Here is a 17,309-nt window from a genome sequence, read left to right on the forward strand (position 1 = left end):
GATGCTGTGCCGCGGCCGCCCGTCAACCCCGGCCCCGTCAGAGCCCGATCGAGAATGCGCCGAACGGCGCATTCTCGACGCCGGCACGGGCCCAGACCCCCACCCGGCCACCCATCAGGGATACTGTCGTCGGGTGGACGGGTGGGGGCCTGGGCCCGTGCCGGCATTCTCAAACGGCTCTCAGGCGTTGGCGACAGGGGCGCCGATGTCGGCGCCCTGGCCGCGGCGTGCCTGCCAGAGCTGCACGAAGTCGATCGGCGCCAGCAGCACCGGCGGGAAGCCGCCGTCGCGCGTCACGTCGGCGAGGATGTTGCGGGCGAAGGGGAAGAGCAGGCGCGGGCATTCCACCAGCAGCACGGGCTCCAGCATCTGCTGCGGCACGCCGTTCAGGGTGAAGATGCCGCAATAGACCAGCTCGGCGATGAACGCGGTCTGGCCTTCCTTCGTCTTGGCATCGGCGCGGATGTTCAGGGAGATCTCGTAGGTCTCCTGCCCTTCCTGCAGCCGGCGCGCCTGGACATCGAGGGCGATGTCGATCTGCGGCGCCTCGCGCAGGGTCAGGTAGATCTCGGGCGCGCCCGGCACCTCGAAGGACAGGTCCTTGGTGAACTGCAGGTTCAGCACCACGGGGCCGGTCGCGGGGGCGGCGCCCCCGTTGACGCCGGGGGCGGGCGGAATCGGCTGGTCGGACATGTCGGGGCCTTTCGGATCGGGCGCGCCGGGCGCGCCGGACGGACCGCGGGCGGTTAGCACGCAGGGGCGGGAGCGGCAAACGCGGCGGATTGTCTCGCCTCCCGCCCTGGTCCCGCCTTAGGCTGGGCAAGGAAGCGGCCAGTCACAGGGCCGCAAGGGAGGACAACGGATGACCATACCCGCCACCGGGCGCCGCGCCTTGCTTGGATTCGCCGCTGTCACGCTGGCTGCGCCGCGCCTCGCCGCCGCGCAGGATGCCTGGCCGACGCGCCCTGTGCGCTACATCAATCCGTACACCGCCGGTGGGCCGACCGACACGCTCTCGCGCCTGCTGTGCCAGAAGATGTCGGACCTGTCGGGCCAGCAATTCGTGGTGGAGAACCGCACCGGCTCCGGCGGCATCGTCGGCAACCAGGCGATCGCGCAATCGGCGCCCGATGGCTACACGCTCGGTCTCGGCGGCATCGCGACGCACGCCATCGCGCCGACCCTCTATGCCCGCATGCCCTTCGACCCGCACAAGGACTTCACCTTCGCCAGCGGCATGTGGCAGCTCCCCAACCTGCTGGTGGTGAACAACGACATTCCGGCGCGCTCGGTGCCGGAGCTGATCGCCTTCCTGAAGGCCAATCCAGGTACATATTCCTACGCTTCGGCCGGGGCAGGGACGACGCTGCACATCTCGGGCGAGTTGTTCAAGACCATGGCCGGCGTCGACATCAACCATGTGCCCTACCGCGGCAGCGCGGCGGCCTATCCGGACATCATCGCCGGCCGCGTGCACATGATCTTCGACAACATCCCCGGCGCACTCGCCCAGGCGCGGGAGAACCGGGTGCGGGCGCTCGGCGTCACCTCCGCGCGGCGCAGCCCCGTGGTGCCGGACGTACCCTCGATCTCCGAGACGCTGGCAGGCTTCGACATGTCCTCCTGGACCTGCCTGTGCGGCCCGGCCGGGATTCCGCGCGACACCGTGCTGCGCATCGCCGCCCTCGCGCGCCGGGCGCTGGAGACGGAGGAGCTGAAGCGCGCCTACCTCGACCAGGGCGCGACGGCCTGGCCGACCACGCCGGAGGAGATCGCGGATTTCCGCGCAAGCGAGGAACGGCGGCTGGCGCCGATCATCCGTGCCTCGGGCGCGCGCGTGGAGTGAGAGCCCGTCTGGAAACGCGTCTCGCGGCGCGTTTCCGGGTCCGACACCGGCCCGCACCCGGCCACCCTTTCCAGCATGCTGACGTCGGTGGCCGGATGGGGGTGCGGGCCGGTGCCGGATTCTCCAAGCGGTCTCTGAGCTACCCAGGGCTCGCCCGAAGCGGCCCCTGGAGTCCTCGGAAGGCCCCCGAAGGAGTGCCGCCCGGACAGCTTGGCTTGCGCGCCGCGTGTCGGAGCGCAAGGGGCAGCTCCGGCACGACCGCGCCGTGCGCTCGAGCGTCTTCCGTTCTCCCCGGCTCGCGGCAACCGCGCCAGCCTTCGGGACTTGCGAGCATCTTCACCCGATCAGGCGAGTCCAGACTGATCGGGATCTGCCTTCCCGGCCCGATGCACGGCATCGGTCCGGCAAGGCTGCGATCAGTTCACGGCGATGCGGGCCTCGCGCACCACGCGGGCCCATTTCGTCGATTCGGCGCGAAGGAAGGTGGCGAGTTCCTCCGGCGTGGAAGACACGCCATCCGCCCCGGCCGCCGCCAGACGGTCTTTCACCGCCTGCTGCGCCAGAGCGTCGCGGATGGCGGCGTTGAAGCGCGCGATCGCCGGCACCGGCATGCCGGCGGGCGCCATCACCGCGCCCCAGGACGTCGCTTGCGCGTCGGGCAGGCCGATCTCCGCCATCGTCGGCACGTCCGGCAGCAGGGCGGAGCGGCGCGCACCCGTCACCGCCAGCGCGCGCACCTGCCCGCCACGGATCTGGCCGATGGCGGAGGGGATCTGGTCCAGCATCACCTGCACGGTTCCCGCGACCAGGTCGTTCAGCGCCGGCGCGCTGCCGCGATACGGCACATGCTGGATCTCCACGCGCGCGGCGAGCTTGAACAGCTCCGGCACCGTGTGCGTCGATGAACCGGACCCCGCCGAGCCATAGGACAGCGTGCCCGGCCGCGCGCGCACCAGCGCGAGGAAGTCCTGCACCGTCTGCGCCGGCACCTGCGGGTTCACGATCAGCACGTGGTCCGTCGTGAAGGCCATCGAGACGGGCGCCAGGTCGCGCAGCGGATCGAAGCCGAGATTGGCGTAGAGATGCGGGTTCACCGTGAGCGTCCCGGTGGTGCCCATCAGGATGGCGCCGCCGTCGGCCGGGCTGCGGACCACGTTCTCCACGCCGATGTTGCCGCCGGCGCCGGCGCGGTTCTCCACCACCACGGGCTGGCCCAGGGTCTCCTGCAGCCGTTCCGCGAGCACGCGCGCGACGACGTCCGTCGCGCCGCCGGCCGGGAAGGGCACGACGAAGCGGATCGGGCGCGTCGGCGCCCAGGGCGCCTGCGCGCGGGCGACGGTGGGGACCGCCAGGGTGGCGGCGAGAAGCGTGCGGCGCGTGGCTTTCATCGAACGTCGTCCCGATCGTGGTTGTCGTTGTTCAGCAGAAGGCGCGGCTGGCCTTGACCTCCCGGATCACCGTCTCCGGGTCCTCTGCCCACCAGCGGTTGGAGAGGATCTCGACCTCCACGCCGCCCGGCCATCCCGCCGCTTCCGCCATGGCGCGGATCGCGGGGATGTCTATCACGCCCTCGCCCGGCAGGCCGCGGTCGAAGACGAGGTCGGCGGTCGGCACCTTCCAGTCGCAGACATGGAAACCGGCGATGCGGCCCCTGGCGCGGGCCATCTGCCGCGCGAGGTCGGGGTCCCACCAGACGTGATAGACGTCCACGGCCACGCCGGTGCCCTCGCCCAGTTCGTCGCAGAGGTCGAGCGCCTGGCCCAGCGTGGACAGCACCGAGCGGTCCGCGCAGGTCATCGGGTGCAGCGGTTCCAGCGCGAGGGTGACGCCGGCGGCGCGGGCCTCGGGCAGGATGGCGTGCAGGCCCTCGCGGACGATTTCGCGCGCGGCGGGGAGGTCCTTCGAGCCCTGCGGCAGGCCGCCGCAGACCATCACCAGGCAGTCCGCGCCGATCGCGTGGGCTTCCTCGATGGCGCGACGATTGTCGTCCAGCGCGGCGGCGAAGTCGCCCCCGGTGAACATGCCGCCGCGGCACAGGCCGGTGACATTGAGGCCGGCGTCGCGGATGTGACGCGCAGCGGCCTGCGTGCCCATGGCCTGCAGCACGTCACGCCAGGGGGCGATGCCGGGAATGCCGTGGCGGGCGCAGGCCTCGATGACCTGCGGGAGGGACCAGGGTTTCACGGTGATGGTGTTGAGGGAGAGCGGGCCGGGGGGCGTCATGCGGCGTGCTCCGCGGGCGTCGGAGAGTGGCTTTGCCCTTCTCCGGATTTCTCTCCACCACAGGCCCTTCGGCCTTTGGCGGGGGAGGTCCGGAGGGGGCAGCGCCGCCTCCGCGTGCCCGTACCCATCACGCGACCCCGTGCAGCGCGAGCAGCGTGCGCATCCGCGCCGCTGCCATCTCCGGATCCCGCAGCAGCCCGGCCCTGTCGGCCAGGCGGAACAGATCCGAGAAATGCCGGATCGACCGCGTCGACTGCTGCCCGCCCACCATCACGAAGTGGTCCTGGTGCCCGTTCAGCCAGGCCATGAACACCACGCCGGTCTTGTAGAAACGCGTCGGCGCCCGGAAGATGTGGCGCGACAGCGGGACGGTCGGCGCCAGGATGTCGTGGAAGGTGCCGAGGTCGTTGCGCGACAGCGCCGCGAGCGCACCGCCCACCGCCGGCGCGATCGGGTCGAAGATGCCGAGCAGCGCATCCGAATGGCCCTGCTCGTCGCCGGCGATCAGTTCCGCGTAGTTGAAGTCGTCGCCGGTGTACATGCGCACGCCGCGGGGCAGGCGGCGGCGCATCGCGATCTCCTTCCTGTCGTCCAGAAGCGAGATCTTCACGCCATCGACCTTGTCGGCATGGGCGTGGATGACGGCGAGCGCCGTCTCCATCGCTGCCATGTGGTCGTGGTTGCCCCAGTAGCCCTCCAGCGCCGGGTCGAACATCTCGCCGAGCCAGTGGATGATCACCGGCTGCCTCACCTGCGACAGGATACGGCCATAGACGCGCTCGTAGTCCGCCGGGGAGCGGGCGGCCTTGGCGAGTGCGCGGGAAGCCATGAGGATGATGCGTCCGCCCATCGCCTCGACGGCCTCGCACTGTTCCTCATAGGCGCGGATGACGTCGTCCACCGTCACCTCCGGGCCGGGGGTGAGGTGGTCGGTGCCGGCGCCGGACGCCATCACCGCGCCCGGCACCTCCTTCATCGCGTCGAGCGAACGGCGGATCAGTTCCTGCGCACCGGACCAGTCGAGGCCCATGCCACGCTGCGCCGTGTCCATCGCCTCCGCCACGCCGAGGCCGAGCGACCAGAGGTATCTCCGGAACGCGATGGTGCGGTCCCAGTCGATCTTCACGTCGAGCCAGGGGTCCTGCTCGACGAGCGGATCGGCCACCACGTGCGCGGCGGCCAGCGCCACGCGCGGGAAGGGCGGCGTGGCCTTGGGGAAATCGCGCGGGGTGGAGGTGGAGAAGGCCTCCAGCGCGCCATTGCCGTTCGGCAGGTTGATCGTCGGCATCATCGTTGCTCCCTTGGCGATCCGGTCACGGCCTGCACGCCCATCGGCGTCCCGGTCGTCGGATCACGCCTCCAGCTTCGGCAGGTCGATCCAGCGGCGCTCGGCCCAGGACTTCAGGCCGGCTTCGGCGAGTTGCACGCCCTTGGCACCGGCCAGCAGGTTCCAGGGATAGTCCGCGCGTTCGCCCGCGACGTGCTTGAGGAACTCCTCCCACTGCACGCGGAAGCCGTTGGGGAAGTCCTGCGTCGTCGGCACTTCCTGCCAGCCGGCGAAGAAGTCGATGGTCTGCGGCTGGTCGGGATTCCACACCGGCTTCGGCGTCGCCACGCGCGATTGCGTCCAGCACTTGTGAAGGCCGCAGATCGCGGACCCATGCGTGCCGTCCACCTGGAAGGTCACGAGATCATCGCGGCGCACGCGCGTCACCCAGGAGGAGTTGATGTGCGCGACGATCCCGCCTTCGAGCTGGAAGGTGGCATAGGCCGCGTCGTCGGCATCGGCCTTGTAGGGCCTGCCGTCCTCCCCGATGCGTTCGGGGATGTGCACGGCGCCGAGGCAGGACACCGCCTCCACATTGCCGAACAGATTGTCCAGCACGTAGCGCCAGTGACAGAGCATATCGAGGATGATGCCTCCGCCCTCGGCCTTCTTGTAGTTCCAGGAGGGGCGCTGGGCGGGCTGCAGGTCGCCTTCGAAGACCCAATAGCCGAACTCGCCCTTCACCGAGCAGATGCGGCCGAGGAAGCCGGACTCGATCACCATCTTCAGCTTGCGCAGCCCGGGCAGGAACAGCTTGTCCTGCACCACGCCGTTCTTGATGCCGGCGGCCTTCGCCAGCCTCGCGACGTCCAGCGCATCGGCCAGCGTGTCGGCGGTCGGCTTCTCGCAATAGATGTGCTTGCCGGCTTCGATCGCCTTGCGCAGCAGGCCGGCACGCATCTGGGTCGTCGCCGCGTCGAAGAAGATCTCGTCCTTCGGGTCGGCGAGGCAGGCGTCGAGATCGGTGCTGACCCGCGAAATCCCGTGCGCCTTCGCCAGCACCTCGAGCTTCGCGCGGTTGCGCCCGACGATCACCGGGTCCGGCATGATGGTGTCGCCATTGGCGAGCCTCACGCCGCCATCGGCTCGGATCGCCGCGATCGAGCGGATCAGGTGCTGGTTCATCCCCATCCGGCCGGTGACGCCGTTCATGATGAGGCCGATGCGGCGTTCCGCCATGTGCGCGATGTCCTTACGAGAGCCAGCGATGCAGGTTGGTGGCGACGAAGTCGTCATCCGTCAGCAGCGGATAGCGTTCGGCGACCGCGGTCAGCAGCTCCGCCTGTCCAGGCGAGAGCGATTCACGTTCGTCGAGGCACCAGGTGCCTTCGAGCAGCCCCTGCCGGCGCAGCACCTCGTGGCAGCCGGCGATGACGCCGTGGAAATCATGCGCCACGTCGAAGACCGCGGCGTTCATCTCCGTCACCGCCGCATCGAGCGCGAGCAGGTCCGCCGGCACATGGTTCTGCAGCGCGGCCTCGCGGCAGCGGGCCTGCAGTTGCGCCGCCGCGCGCGTCCACACGCTCCAGTGCCCGAGAAGCCCGCCGACGATGCGCAACGTGGCCAGCCGCCCTTCATGCGAGAGCCTGAACGGCGTCAGCAGATCCGCGACGATGTGGTCGTCATTGCCGGTGTAGAGCGCGACGCGCTCCTCCGCCCCCGCTTCCAGCACGCCGCGCAGCACATCGAGCGTCGCATAGCGGTTGAAGGGCGCGATCTTGATCGCGACGACATTCGGGATCGCGGCGAAACGCCGCCAGAAGGGCGCCGGCAGCGGCAGCCCGCCCACCGCCGGCTGGAGGTAGAAGCCGAAGAGCGGCATCTCGGCCGCGACGGCCGCGCAATGCGCGACGATCTCGTCCTCGCTTGCGCCCTTCCAGGCGGCCAGCGAGAGCAGCATCGCGTGGTAGCCGAGGCCGCGCGCGATCCGCGCCTCCGCGACCGCCTGCGCCGTCCTGCCGATCGCGCCGGCCACCAGGATCGGTGCTTCCGCGCGCTCGGCGGCGGCCTCGGCCGCGATGCGCAGCACCGGTTCGTACAGGCCGCGGTCGCGGATGGCGAACTGCGTCGTGTGCACGCCGACCGCCAGCCCCCCGGCCCCGGCATCGAGGTAGTAGCGCGACAACGCCTTCTGCCGCCGCGCATCCAGCGCCCGCGACGCGTCCAGCGCCAAGGGGTGCGCCGGGATGGCACAGCCGGCCCTCAGCCGTGCGGCAAGGCCCTCCGGCCAGTCCTGCCAGCGCAGACCCACGCCTTCCTCCCCGATCAGTAACTACCTGGTTACTCTACCGGGGCGCATCCGGGGGTCAAGCCGCTCGTTTCGTCGAAGGCCGAAGCGAAGTCCCGGACAATTCCGCTATGGTGACGACATGACGAGGGCCCGGTGACGCTGCGCCTCCGCCTTCTCGGCGGCTTCGAGGCCGTGCGGGAGCGCGGGAGGCTGCGCCCGACGACCCGCAAGGCGGCGGCGCTGCTGGCGCTGCTCGGCCTGCGGCCGGGCATCCCTGTGCCGCGCGCACGCCTCGCCGCCCTCCTCTGGCCGGAGAGCGGGGAGGCCGCGGCGCGCACCAGCCTGCGCCAGGCGCTGGCGATGCTGCGCAAGGACCTCGGCGAGGGTTCGCCTCTGCCGGTCGCCGAGGGCGACGACCTGCTGCTGCCGGCCGACCAGGTCGAGAGCGACGTTGCCGCCTTCGAGCGCGCCCTTGCCGACCCATCCCGGCTGGCGGAAGCCGCCGCACTGCATGCGGGCGAACTCCTCGCCGGCTTCGACGCCGGCAGCGATGCCTTCGAGGATTGGCGCCGCGACGAGGCCGCCCGGCTGCGCGACCGCCTGGCCGCCGCGCTCGGCGCCGCACTGGCTCAGGCAGGGGGCGCATCGGCCACCACCCTCGCCACCGCGCTGCTCACCGTCGAGCCGGCCGCCGAGGATGCGCATCAGGCGTTGATCCGCGCGCATCTCGCCGAAGGCGCGCTCGGTGCCGCGATGCGGCAATACGCGAAGTGCCGGGACGCGCTGCAGCGCGAGTTCGGCGTGCCGCCGTCCCCGGCCACCGAGGAGCTGCGCGCCCGCATTCGCGCCCCGCAGGCCCAGGAAGGCGAGGGCGACGACCGCCCGGCGCTTGCCGTGCTGCCCTTCACGGACCTCTCCGACGACCCGGCGCATGGCTGGCTGGCGCAGGCCTTCGCGGAAGACCTGACCGCCGCCCTCTCCCGCTTCCGCGTGCTGCACGTCGTCGCTGCCGCCTCCGTCGCGGCGGCGCACGAACCGGGCGCGCCGATGACCGAGACCGCGACGCGGCTCGGCGCGCGCTACCTGCTCACCGGCAGCCTGCGGCGCGCCGGGACGCAGGTGCGCCTGACCGCGGACCTGACGGATGTGCGGGAAGGGCGGCACCTGTGGGCGCAGCGCCTCGACCTGCCGGCGGACCGGCTGCCGGCGATCGAGGATGAGATGGTCGCGGCCATCGCCGGCACCCTCGCCAAGCGGCTCGAACAGAACCTGGTGCGCGAGGCGCGCCAGCGGCCCGCTGCCGACCTGCGCGCCTGGGAATGCTGGCTGCGCGGCCTGTTCCTGCTGCGCACCGGCGATGAGGCCCGCGCGCGCGAAGCGGAGGCGCTGTTCCGCCGCGCCCTCGACCTCGACCCAGGCTTCGCGCGCGCCGAGGCCGGGCTGTCCCTCGTCAACTTCAACGACTGGTCCTGCATGGCCTGGGACCGCTGGACGGAGCGCGAGCACGGCGCCTTCACCCACGCCCAGCGCGCCGTCGCGCTCGACGAGTCGGACCCGCTCGCGCACATGATCCTCGGCCGGGTCTTCCTCTATCGCCGCGACTTCGACCGCGCGGACCACCACCTTGCGCGCGCCGAGGCGCTCAACCCGCACGACGCCGACCTGCAGACGCAGCTCGCGCTCACCCACTGCATGCTCGGGCGGCCGGAGCAGGGGCGGGATGCCGCGGCGCTCGCGGCCAGGCTGAACCCGTTCCATGACGACTGGTACTTCGCCTATGCGGCGATCCCGGCCTTCTGCCTTGGCGACTACCGCGGTGCGCTCGCGCTGGCGGACCGCGCGCCGGAGATCGCGACGGACATGGAGGCCTGGCGGGCGGCGGCGCTGGCGCATCTCGGGCGCCTCGATGACGCCGCGGCGGCGCTGGAACGCTTCCAGGCGCGCTTCCGCGAGCGCATCACCTTCGGGCGCGCTCCGAAGCCGGGAGAGGCGGCGCGCTGGCTCGCGCATGTGAACCCGTTCCGACGGGCGGAAGATCTGGCACGGCTGATGGACGGCGCGAGAAAGGCAGGGTTGGAAGACGGGGGGAAGAGAACTTCCCCCCGAACCCCCCAACCTTTTTTGAGACCTGGGGACTGACTTCCGCTGTCAGTTCCCAGGTGACAGAGAAGGGAGGGGGTTTGGGGGAGGTTCACCCTCCCCCAACCTTCACGCCGCCAGCCGCCGCGTGAAGTCCAGCACCACCGGCGAATGCGGCCGGATCGCCGCCCGTTCCGCCACCAGCGCCTCGCTCAGCGCCGCATCGCCGCCGCGCAGCGCGGCCTCGATCAGCGTCAGGTCGATCAGGTCGCGCTGCGCATGGCTGCCGCCGAAGCGGTGCGCGATGTTGCGCACCGCGCGCAGCCGCCGCGTCGCCATGGCGTGGTCGTCCTCGGCGAAGGCCTTCACGCCCCGGATCAGCGGCAGGCCGACGTCGCGCGTGAACATGGCGTTGTCGCCGGCGCCGGACGCGGCGCGCGTCGCGGCCTCGATCAGTGCCTCCAGCGGCCCCGGCCGGTCCGCGCGGAGGAAGGCCATCGCCGCATGCCAGTCGTTGAAGGCGTAGGACCCGGCGCCGCCGACGGTCTCCCACTGGTCGGCCACGGCCTGCCAGCGGTTGCCGACATCCAGGCCGCGCAGATGCAGCCGCCACAGCATGGCGGTGGCGTCGACCAGGTCCAGCACGATGCTGCTCTGACCGCCCCTGACCGGCCCGTCGTAGAGCGCGAGCACCTCGGCGATCTCGCCGCGTTCCAGGTGATACAGCGCCAGGTGCCACCAGTTGTGAACGGCGAAGAAGGAGTCCCTGGACCATGCATCCGGATTGGCGCGCATCCAGGTGATGCCGTCCTCCACGCGGTTCTGCATCTCCAGCACATGGGCGACCGCGTGCTGGCCCCAGCCGTCGCGCGGTTCCATCTCGACGGCGCGACGGCCGGCGCGCTCGGCGGCGGCGTAGTCGCCCATCTCCTCGAGGCCGAAGGCATGCATCGACAGCATGGCGTGGTAGCCGGGCATGCCCGCGTTCCAGGCCGGCAATGCGCGCGCGATGCGATCGCGCAGCATGCGCGCATGGCCGGTGAAGAAGTCGATCTGGTGGCCGCACTGCAGCGCCAGCATGTCGCGCGGATGCGCGATGGCGACATCCTCCATGGTGCGGGACGCCGCCCACCAGTCGCCTTCCACGAGGTGGGACAGCGCGGCGACATGCCCGCGTTCCTGCTCCGTCATCGGCAGGCGCCGCGCCGCGGCGATCGCCTCCCGCGCGACGGGAATGCCCGCGGGCTCGGTGCCGAGCAGGCAGAGCCAGGCGAGCAGCGCGTGGCCCATGACGAAGCCCGGGCTGTCCTCGACCGCGCGCTGCGCGGTGGCAACCGGGTCGCCGCTGTAGATGCGGAATTCCGCGAGGGCCTGCGCGTAGATGTCGCGGGCCGCGGCGCTCGCGCCGCTCAGGGCGTTGCCCATGCCGTCGGTGATGATCATGCCGTCCTCCTGTCCTTCCTGGCTGACGGCGGCGATCTAGCCGGCCTGGCGTGAGGCCGGACGCAAGACCGGCGTGACGCCGGCGTGAAACACGTGACCCGCATCACGCCACGGGCGCGCTCGCAGATCATTCGAGAATGCCGGCGCAGGATTCGAGCATGCGCCGGCCGGCGCTTTCTCGAACGGTCGGTCAGGGGCGCAGATAGCCCAGCACCACCTCGACGACGTGCTTCTCCCGCGCCTCCAGCGCGGCCTCGGTGCCGAGATCCTCGCCGAAGATGGTCGACAGCGTGTGCCGGTTCGCCACCCAGAAATGCCCGAGGCCGAGCATCGTCACATAGAGCTGCAGCGCATCGACGCCGCGGCGGAAGGCGCCGGCGTCCTCGCCGCGCTTCAGCACGGCGCGCAGGCTGTCGAGCAGCGGTGAGTACATCGCCGGCACCTCCGCGCTGCGCTTGAGATACGCCGCGCGATGGATGTTCTCCTGGTTGAGCAGGGCGACGAATTCCGGATGCGCCGCGGTGTAGCGCAGGTTGAAGCGCACCAGGCGGGACATAGCCTCGACGGGTTCGAGGTGCTCGACCTCCAGCGCGCGCTCCTCGGCGCGCTTGGCGGCATAGGCGTGCTCCAGCACGGTCAGCCAGAGCTCCTCCTTCGAGCCGAAATGCGCGTAGAGCATGCGCTTGTTGGCGCCGGAGCGCGCGGCGATCTCGTCGACCCGCGCGCCGGCCAGGCCGTTCAGGGCGAATTCGGTCAGCGCCGCGTCCAGGATGCGCTGGCGCGTCGCCGCGGCACGGGGCGAAAGGGGGCGTGGCGCATCCATCAGAACCGGCCGTTCCGCACCTCGAACTTGGTCGCCTTGCCAAGCGACCGTCCGCCGTGCGCCACCCATTCCGCCACCCAGTCGAGCATCCGCGCCAGCGGCACGGAAGGATAGCCGAATGCCGCGAAGGCCCGCGCGGCGTTGGAAAGCAGCGCATCCGGCGCCTCCTGCCCCTCCAGCAACGGCGCCTTGCCGAAGCGGCGGCCGAACTGCTGCGCGACCCAGCGGACGGAGACCGTCTCCGGCCCCGTCACGTTGAGGATGGGGCAGGACGGATCGGCGCGGCGCAGCGCGCGCAACGTCCAGGCATTGGCATCGCCCTGCCAGATCACATTGGCATGACCCATGGCGAGCGGCACGGGCCGTTCCTCCAGTACCCTGGTGGCGATGTCGTGCAGCACGCCGTAGCGCAGGTCGATCGCGTAGTTCAGCCGGATGCCGAAGCAGGGCGTGCCGCGGGTCGCCGCGGCGTGCTGGAACACCCGCTCGCGCCCGAGGCAGGAGGCCGCGTAGTCGCCCACCGGCGCCGGCGCCGTGTCCTCCCCCGCGCCGCCCGAAGTGACCGGCACCAGCGGCAGCACGTTGCCGGTCGAGAAGAAGACGACGCGCGAGGACGCCCAGCGTTCGGCGACCATCGCCGGGAGCAGCACGTTCATCGCCCAGGTCAGCGGCTCGTTGCCGCTGGAGCCGAACTTGCGCGCCGCCATGAACACGACGTTGGGGGCGTCGGGCAGGGCGGCGAGCGCGGCGCGGTCGGTCAGGTCGGCGGCGAGGCATTCGACGCCCCAGGATTCCATCCGCGCCCGCAGCCCATCCTCCGACCACCGCGCAACGGCGATGACGCGGCGCGAGGGGTCGGCGCGCTTCGCCTGGCGGCACAGGGTCGGGCCCATCTTGCCGGCGGCGCCGAGCACCAGGATGTCGCCCGGCGCGGCGGCGAGATCTTCCGCCAGCGCCCGATCGGGGCGCGAGAGCACCTCCTCGAGCGCGGTCTCGTCGGCAATGGTCGTCGGCCAGTCCTGCACGGCGGTTCCTCCTGCCGGGCATCCTTGCCCCCCTGCAGGAAGGCTGTCCATCAGCGCGCGGTCAGCGCGCCTCCTGCGCGGCGGCGACCTCGACCGGCCGGGGCAGCAGCAGGAAGACCTCGGCCTCGTCGCGCATGCGCCCGGCCCGGTCCCCGGCCTCCGGCCCCCAGCCCCAGAAGAAGTCGGTGCGGGCAGGGCCGCGGATCGCGCCCCCGGTGTCCTGCGCCACCACCAGCCGGCCTGCCGGCGGCGTGTCCCGCCGCGCGGCGGGGTCGCGCACGGTGACGAACATCGGCAGGCCGAGCGGGATGAAGGCGCGGTCCACCGCGACACTGCGCTGCGGCGTCAACGGCACGCCGAGCGCGCCGATCGGCCCCTGGTCGGGCGCCAGCCCCTCCACGCGCCGGAAGAAGACGTAGGAGGGATTGCCGCGCAGCAGTTCGGTCGCTCGCTCATGTCCCGCCGTGGCCAGCCAGGCACGGAGCGCCTGCATAGACATCTGCTCGCGCGCGATCTCCCCGCGCTCGATCAGCAGCCGGCCGATCGAGACGTAGCCGCGGCCGTTGTGGCCGGCGAAGCCGACGCGGATCATCTCGCCGCTCGGCAGGATGACGCGGCCGGAGCCCTGAATGTGCAGGAAGAAGGCATCGGCCGGGTCGTCCACCCACACCAGCTCGAGCCCGCGCCCCTCCAGCGCGCCGGTGTCGATCGCCGCGCGGTCGGGGAAGGGTTCGAGCCTGCCCTCCACCATCATGCCGTAGCGGCGGCGCATCGGATTGCCGATGACCGGGAGTTCCGCCAGCTCCGGCGGGCGGGCATGCAACGGCGTGCGGAATACCTCGCTCGGCTCGGTCGCTCCGCGCAGGATGGGCTCGTAGTAGCCGGTCATGATGCCGCTGCCGGCGGCGAAGGCCTCGAAGCGGGCTTCGAGGAAGCGCCGCACCGCCAGGTGGCGTTCCGCCTGCCAGGCGGCGACCCGGCGTTCATGGGCGCGGCCCGCGCCGCGGCGGGGCGGCCGCGGCAGGTCGCGCTCCAGCGCCCGCAGCTCAAGACAGATGGTCTGCCAGGTGCTGGCGCTGCCGGCGCGCAGCGCGGCTTCACCCTGGCCGCCGAGCGCATAGTCCGGCCGCATCGGGCGGATCGCGGCGCAGCTTGCGTGAAGAGCCGGCAGGATCTCGGCATGACCATCCGAGGGCCAGCCAGGGAGATCCTCGAAGGAGACGGGGCGCAGCAAGGGCGGGGCGGGCGGCGGTGCCTCCTCTCCCTGCCGTGCTGGCGGCTCGGGGTCCGGCGTGGGGCCGCCATGCTGCGCGGCCGCCGGGCGGACGAAGAACGCCGCGACCAGCATCGCCGCCGCCAGAACGGCGCGGCCGAAGATGTCCTTCCGGACCATGAACGATTGATACTCCAGCCCGGCCGGCGCCGCGACTCTCCGGGGGCTGATGGAGTGCCGCGGACGCCCCGGCCCTGGGCTCAGGCGGGCCGGGTTCCCACCAGCTTCCAGGTAGGATCGGTCGAGGAAAGATCGCGCTGGAAGGTCCAGAGGTCGGTGATCTCAGTCACAGCCTCGGCGCCGGCGCTGATCGTGCCGTCGCGGCCGGTGGTCAGGTTCACCTGGTCGGAGACGATGCGCACGGTGATGTCGGCGACGCTGCCGCGCAGATCGGCTGCCTCGATCGACATGTCGTGGATGGCGCGGAGTTCCGTGCGCTGGGTTTCCCCGGCCTGCTCGCGGCTGGCAATGGCGCCCTCGAAGCCGGCATAGGCCTCGTCCGAGAGCAGGTTGCGCAGCGTGCCGCGATCGCCGGCGGCGAAGGCCTCGATGATCATGCGGAAGGCGCCCTCGGCGCCGCCCAGGAAGGCGATGGGATCGAAGGCGGGGTCGGCGCCGCGGATGCGCATCAGGGCCTGGCCGACGGGCGAACGCGGGTCGGGCACTGCGCGCCGGCCGGCCTCGGACGGGGGCGGGGCGATCGCCTCCGCCTCCCGCCCGGCAGGGGCCTGGCCAAGGCCGGGCGCCGCCTCGCCCTGCGGCCGCTCGAAGCCGGTGCGTTTGCCGAGCACGCTCCGCAGACGCAGCACCAGGAACGCCGCGACCATGGCGAAGAGTATCAGATCGATCGGCAGGCCGCCTGTCATGGGAAACTCCTTGCAGCCCTTCACTTAGGGCCGCGTTGCCGCCGCCGCAACATCACCCGCGGGTAGTTGCCGGCAGCCACGCCGCCCGCTACCCCGGTTCTCGGCCGGGCCGAGGGAAAGCGCCGCATGATCCTGCTCCGTCACGGACAGAGCGAATTCAACCTGCTCTTCACCCAGACGCGTAGGGACCCGGGCATCGTGGACCCGGTGCTGACGCCGCTCGGCCACAGCCAGGCGGGCGCCGCGGCCGAGGCGCTGGCGCGGGAGGAGATCCGCCGCATCGTCGTCTCCCCCTATCGCCGCGCCATCCAGACGGCGTTGCCGGTGGCGCGGCGCCTCGGGCTGCGGCTGACCGTCACGCCGGTGGTGCGGGAACGCTACGCCTTCTCCTGCGACATCGGCAGTCCGACGACGGAGCTCGGCATGGCCTTCCCGGAGGTGGATTTCACCCATCTCGAGGAGGTCTGGTGGCCGGCGGAAGAGGAACCCGCCGCGCAGGTCGAGGGCCGCGCTTCCCTGTTCCGTGCCGAGATGGCCGCGCTCGACGACTGGGCGCATACGCTGGTGGTCTCGCACTGGGGCTTCATCCTTGCCTTCACCGGGCAGAGCGTGATGAACGGCCAGATGCTGCGGGTCGATCCGACGATACCGGGTCCGGACACGGTCGTCTGGAAGCACCACTGATCCCGGCGGTCACTTTCAGTTTCATGCGCCGTCAAGCGTCGGGCGTCGCCTCCGGCGGCTAGGAAACCATTGTCGCCGCAACCCTCGGCGCCGCCGGTTTGCCGGTCGTCGTCGTCAACCCGGCCCAGCTCCGCGACTTCGGCCATGCCCTTGGTCAGCGCGCGTAGACCGATCCGATCGACGCCCGACTGATCGCCACCTTCGTGTCCGCCGCGCGCCCGGCCATCCGCCCGTTGCCCGGCGAGGCCACCCGGCGTCTCGCCGACCTCGTCGCCCGCCACCGCCAGATCATCGCCATGACGGTTCCCGGACGGCGGCGCCTGAAGCGCTTCCCGGAGCGTCGCCTGCGGCGCGGCATCGCCCACCCATTCGACGCCCCGCAGCGCGAGCTCTCCGAGCTCGACAGCGGGATCGACGACGACTTTCGCGGCAGCCCCGCCCGACGCGAAAACGAGGATCTGCTCACCTCCGTCCCCGGCATCGGTCCCGCCATCGCGCGGACCACAATCGCCGAACCGCCCGAGATCGGCCGGCTCGACGCGCTGCGCTGGCCGGCCTCACGCCCTGGACGCGTCAGTCCGGCCCGTGGGCGGCTTCATCGGCGGTGGCCGCGCCTGCCTCCGGGCCGCCCCTTGCACATGGGTGCCGCCACCGCCATCCGGCACAACCCCGCTCTCAAGGCCTTTCGCAACCGCCTGGTCGCCGCCGGCAAGCGCGCAATGGGCGCGATCATGGCCGTCGCGCGAAAGCTCCTCGCCATCCTCAACGCCATCATTCGGGACAAGGAACCGTGGCTGCCAAGACCCGCTCAACCGACATCGGGATGCCGGTTTCGACCACGGCCGCCGCACCCGGCGCCGCGCGCCATGCCTCCGGCTCTGGCCGACGAGGTCGTCGGCCAGGTTCGGCGGCACGATGCCTCAGGCCGCTTCGCCCGATCAGGCGAAACCGGCCGATCGGAAGCGGCTCCGGCAACGATGGCGTGCGATCCCGCAGGATCGGGAACGACCGCCCAAGCGGCTCGGAAATCCATGCGCAACTGCGACGGGCGACGCGGCTCAGGGCCGCGCGGGCGTCGCTGGCTGTGCCGGGGCGGCGGGCTGCGCGCCCATGCGGTCTCCCTGCCGCATGGTCCATTCGCCGGCGCCCTGCATCTGCTGGCCGGTCCAGCGCATGGCGCGGCCGACAGCCGAACCGGTTTCCTCGGCCGCGCGCCCCAAGGCCTGGCCGGTCTGATCCGCCGCGCGGTCGATCGCAGCGCCGGTGCGCTCGCCGAAGCCCGCTTGCGGTGCAGGTGCGGGGGCAGCCTGGGCGGGGGCGGGTTCGGCCGGCCGCGGCACCGGCGGCGGCAGGCTGCCGGCCGTCTGCGCCAAGGCGGGCGCGGCGGCCATGGCCAGGATCAGGGTGGCAGGGACGAGACGCATCGATGCCTCCAGCGGGATCATGCGCCGGTATGCCCGGCGCGGCGCGGCCGGAATGACGGCCTGCGC

General features: G+C 71.8%; 15 protein-coding genes. 3 read left to right on the forward strand and 12 right to left on the reverse strand.

Going from position 1 to position 17,309, the window contains the following annotated elements; translation table 11 throughout:
- Positions 1 to 180: 180 nt before the first annotated feature.
- Entirely contained in the window at positions 181 to 693 is a 513-nt protein-coding gene (secB, locus tag GXW74_RS20905; RefSeq protein WP_211848501.1) for a protein-export chaperone SecB, read from the reverse strand.
- Positions 694 to 862: 169 nt separating this feature from the next.
- Between secB and GXW74_RS20910 the strand changes: the two genes are divergently transcribed.
- The gene (locus tag GXW74_RS20910; RefSeq protein WP_211848502.1) at positions 863 to 1,846 is read left to right on the forward strand and encodes a Bug family tripartite tricarboxylate transporter substrate binding protein; all 984 of its coding nucleotides are present in this window, start codon (positions 863 to 865) and stop codon (positions 1,844 to 1,846) included.
- Between the two features lie 416 nt (positions 1,847 to 2,262).
- Here the strand turns inward: GXW74_RS20910 and GXW74_RS20915 are convergent, their stop codons facing one another.
- The 5 genes from GXW74_RS20915 to GXW74_RS20935 form a co-directional block, all read right to left on the reverse strand.
- Positions 2,263 to 3,234: a Bug family tripartite tricarboxylate transporter substrate binding protein gene (locus GXW74_RS20915; protein ID WP_211848503.1), complete on the reverse strand. Its 972-nt coding sequence runs from the start codon at positions 3,232 to 3,234 to the stop codon at positions 2,263 to 2,265.
- Positions 3,235 to 3,265: 31 nt separating this feature from the next.
- On the reverse strand, positions 3,266 to 4,069 hold the full coding sequence (locus GXW74_RS20920) for a sugar phosphate isomerase/epimerase family protein (protein WP_211848504.1): 804 nt from the start codon (positions 4,067 to 4,069) through the stop codon (positions 3,266 to 3,268).
- Positions 4,070 to 4,196: 127 nt separating this feature from the next.
- Positions 4,197 to 5,357 carry a dihydrodipicolinate synthase family protein gene (locus GXW74_RS20925; protein ID WP_211848555.1) on the reverse strand — a complete coding sequence of 387 codons (1,161 nt, stop codon included), beginning with the start codon at positions 5,355 to 5,357 and terminating at the stop codon, positions 4,197 to 4,199.
- A 63-nt stretch (positions 5,358 to 5,420) separates the two neighbouring features.
- Positions 5,421 to 6,575, reverse strand: coding sequence for a Gfo/Idh/MocA family protein (locus tag GXW74_RS20930; protein WP_211848505.1), 1,155 nt, complete (start codon positions 6,573 to 6,575; stop codon positions 5,421 to 5,423).
- A gap of 13 nt (positions 6,576 to 6,588) precedes the next feature.
- Positions 6,589 to 7,647, reverse strand: coding sequence for a dihydrodipicolinate synthase family protein (locus GXW74_RS20935; RefSeq protein WP_211848506.1), 1,059 nt, complete (start codon positions 7,645 to 7,647; stop codon positions 6,589 to 6,591).
- A gap of 132 nt (positions 7,648 to 7,779) precedes the next feature.
- On the opposite strand from GXW74_RS20935, the gene GXW74_RS20940 reads away from it, so the two are divergent.
- A complete protein-coding gene (locus GXW74_RS20940; RefSeq protein ID WP_211848507.1) occupies positions 7,780 to 9,765 on the forward strand; it encodes a BTAD domain-containing putative transcriptional regulator in 1,986 nt (661 codons plus the stop codon).
- Between the two features lie 69 nt (positions 9,766 to 9,834).
- Here the strand turns inward: GXW74_RS20940 and GXW74_RS20945 are convergent, their stop codons facing one another.
- The 5 genes from GXW74_RS20945 to GXW74_RS20965 form a co-directional block, all read right to left on the reverse strand.
- Entirely contained in the window at positions 9,835 to 11,148 is a 1,314-nt protein-coding gene (locus tag GXW74_RS20945) for a tetratricopeptide repeat protein (protein ID WP_211848508.1), read from the reverse strand.
- 190 nt (positions 11,149 to 11,338) lie between these two features.
- Positions 11,339 to 11,971, reverse strand: coding sequence for a TetR family transcriptional regulator (locus GXW74_RS20950; RefSeq protein WP_211848509.1), 633 nt, complete (start codon positions 11,969 to 11,971; stop codon positions 11,339 to 11,341).
- Complete coding sequence (locus tag GXW74_RS20955; protein ID WP_338148298.1) at positions 11,971 to 12,996, reverse strand: NAD-dependent epimerase/dehydratase family protein; 1,026 nt, start codon at positions 12,994 to 12,996, stop codon at positions 11,971 to 11,973. The genes GXW74_RS20950 and GXW74_RS20955 overlap by 1 nt, the downstream gene beginning before the upstream one ends.
- Before the next feature lie 61 nt (positions 12,997 to 13,057).
- Positions 13,058 to 14,389, reverse strand: a complete 1,332-nt coding sequence (mltA, locus tag GXW74_RS20960; protein WP_246523793.1) for a murein transglycosylase A — start codon at positions 14,387 to 14,389, stop codon at positions 13,058 to 13,060.
- 80 nt (positions 14,390 to 14,469) lie between these two features.
- The gene (locus GXW74_RS20965) at positions 14,470 to 15,135 is read right to left on the reverse strand and encodes a Tim44/TimA family putative adaptor protein (RefSeq protein ID WP_211848511.1); all 666 of its coding nucleotides are present in this window, start codon (positions 15,133 to 15,135) and stop codon (positions 14,470 to 14,472) included.
- A 126-nt stretch (positions 15,136 to 15,261) separates the two neighbouring features.
- Between GXW74_RS20965 and GXW74_RS20970 the strand changes: the two genes are divergently transcribed.
- On the forward strand, positions 15,262 to 15,819 hold the full coding sequence (locus tag GXW74_RS20970) for a histidine phosphatase family protein (protein ID WP_211848512.1): 558 nt from the start codon (positions 15,262 to 15,264) through the stop codon (positions 15,817 to 15,819).
- Positions 15,820 to 16,877: 1,058 nt separating this feature from the next.
- Here GXW74_RS20970 and GXW74_RS20975 read toward each other — a convergent pair.
- Positions 16,878 to 17,243, reverse strand: coding sequence for a hypothetical protein (locus GXW74_RS20975; protein WP_211848513.1), 366 nt, complete (start codon positions 17,241 to 17,243; stop codon positions 16,878 to 16,880).
- Positions 17,244 to 17,309: the final 66 nt, after the last annotated feature.

Source organism: Neoroseomonas eburnea, assembly GCF_018129005.1.
Taxonomy (GTDB): Bacteria; Pseudomonadota; Alphaproteobacteria; order Acetobacterales; family Acetobacteraceae; genus Neoroseomonas; species Neoroseomonas eburnea.

Bases quoted from the DNA above. Each gene is read 5' to 3' on its own strand.
- secB (WP_211848501.1), bottom strand. From the start codon at position 693: ATGTCCGACCAGCCGATTCCGCCCGCCCCCGGCGTCAACGGGGGCGCC.
- GXW74_RS20910 (WP_211848502.1), top strand. From the start codon at position 863: ATGACCATACCCGCCACCGGGCGCCGCGCCTTGCTTGGATTCGCCGCT.
- GXW74_RS20915 (WP_211848503.1), bottom strand. From the start codon at position 3,234: ATGAAAGCCACGCGCCGCACGCTTCTCGCCGCCACCCTGGCGGTCCCC.
- GXW74_RS20920 (WP_211848504.1), bottom strand. From the start codon at position 4,069: ATGACGCCCCCCGGCCCGCTCTCCCTCAACACCATCACCGTGAAACCC.
- GXW74_RS20925 (WP_211848555.1), bottom strand. From the start codon at position 5,357: ATGCCGACGATCAACCTGCCGAACGGCAATGGCGCGCTGGAGGCCTTC.
- GXW74_RS20930 (WP_211848505.1), bottom strand. From the start codon at position 6,575: ATGGCGGAACGCCGCATCGGCCTCATCATGAACGGCGTCACCGGCCGG.
- GXW74_RS20945 (WP_211848508.1), bottom strand. From the start codon at position 11,148: ATGATCATCACCGACGGCATGGGCAACGCCCTGAGCGGCGCGAGCGCC.
- GXW74_RS20950 (WP_211848509.1), bottom strand. From the start codon at position 11,971: ATGGATGCGCCACGCCCCCTTTCGCCCCGTGCCGCGGCGACGCGCCAG.
- mltA (WP_246523793.1), bottom strand. From the start codon at position 14,389: ATGGTCCGGAAGGACATCTTCGGCCGCGCCGTTCTGGCGGCGGCGATG.
- GXW74_RS20965 (WP_211848511.1), bottom strand. From the start codon at position 15,135: ATGACAGGCGGCCTGCCGATCGATCTGATACTCTTCGCCATGGTCGCG.
- GXW74_RS20970 (WP_211848512.1), top strand. From the start codon at position 15,262: ATGATCCTGCTCCGTCACGGACAGAGCGAATTCAACCTGCTCTTCACC.
- GXW74_RS20975 (WP_211848513.1), bottom strand. From the start codon at position 17,243: ATGCGTCTCGTCCCTGCCACCCTGATCCTGGCCATGGCCGCCGCGCCC.